Source organism: Cupriavidus sp. L7L (genome assembly GCF_004353535.1).
Taxonomy (GTDB): Bacteria; Pseudomonadota; Gammaproteobacteria; order Burkholderiales; family Burkholderiaceae; genus Cupriavidus; species Cupriavidus oxalaticus_A.
In genome coordinates, this window is the sequence record NZ_SMNY01000119.1 from 1 (window position 1) to 800 (window position 800).

Sequence of the window (800 nt, forward strand, 5' to 3'; positions counted from 1 at the left end):
CATTTCCTTATACGGAAGTCAGGACTCTTCCCGTAGTGCTTGAATGGTGAGCGCGGCGTCCATGGTTCGCTGCATGCCGATCCAGATTGTCTTAGCGCCGGGCTCGCCATCGCTCTTCCGCCCAAGGAACCCACCAAGGGAAGCAACCAACCGAATCATCTGATTGAGTGTGACCGGTGTCTTCGGGCGAGCTTTCTTGGCGAGCACGTATGCCCCCCGAATCTCGTCGGCGTCGAAGAACAGGGACGCATCGAGATCCGGGCAGGTTCTGCCCAACCGCATCAAGCGGGCAATACGCCACGCCACCACCATGTACAACGCCAGGGCCCGCTCCACACGATCCATTTGCGATAGCTGCAGCGCTTCGACCTTGCAGCCGGTCTTCAGGACATGGAAGAACATCTCGACCTCCCATCTGGCCCGATACCATTCAATCAGCTCAATGACCGCATCGGCATCCTGTGCTTGCCGGTTCGTCAACAGCCGCCAAACCACTGGCTTGACGCCTGCGGGCGCTCCGATCTCCCTAGCCTCTACACAGGTGAGGGTCGGGGCATCCAGGCCGGGCAGCTTCACACGTTGTGCGCGTAGTTCCTGTTTGACCTCGCGCGCCTTCTGGCCTGCACGCCCTGGCAAGATAAACGTGATTTCCCCGAGTACTGGGCTGGCGTCGACGCTATCCCACAACTTGCCGCCCTCAGCAAGGTTTCGGTTGTGTTGGCTGCGGATCAGCCAGTCGGCTGGTTGGCCAAGTTCCTGGGCACGCGCCATCAACTCGGCAATATCACCCTCGCGGTCCG

1 protein-coding gene is annotated in these 800 nt (G+C 60.2%); it reads right to left on the reverse strand.

Going from position 1 to position 800, the window contains the following annotated elements; genetic code table 11:
* Positions 1-18: 18 nt before the first annotated feature.
* Positions 19-800, reverse strand: a 782-nt coding sequence (locus tag E1J61_RS36190; RefSeq protein WP_133098564.1) for an IS4 family transposase, incomplete at its 5' end; no start/stop codon positions are given.